The following is a 303-nucleotide window of genomic DNA, read 5'->3' as shown; positions in this document are numbered from 1 at the left end:
CGGAAGCGCTAAACGGATCTGGAGATACAGGAACCACTGCTGAAGGAGCGGTAATGGTAAAGTCTCTGCTGATTGTAGTAGTGTAGCATTTATCAGTAATCATGTAGCTTACACTTGTAGTGCCGCCCTGACATAAGTTTGGCGCTGTCGGACTGCCAACAAACTCACCTTTCGCATCACAGCCGCCGCTTACGCTAAAGCCCGCTTTGAAGGTTTCGAAAGCTGCGTCCAATGCTGCCTGATCTGCATACGCACATGCGGAAGCGCTAAACGGATCTGGAGATACAGGAACCACTGATGAAG

At 50.2% G+C, this 303-nt stretch carries 1 protein-coding gene; it reads right to left on the bottom strand.

The genetic code is table 11. The features are described 5' to 3' along the window. Window positions 1–303, bottom strand: a 303-nt coding sequence (locus FF52_RS01570; protein ID WP_008462413.1) for a hypothetical protein, incomplete at both ends; no start/stop codon positions are given.

The organism is Flavobacterium sp. F52, assembly GCF_000278705.1.
GTDB lineage: Bacteria > Bacteroidota > Bacteroidia > Flavobacteriales > Flavobacteriaceae > Flavobacterium > Flavobacterium anhuiense.
This window is presented reverse-complemented; position numbering and strand designations above follow the sequence as displayed.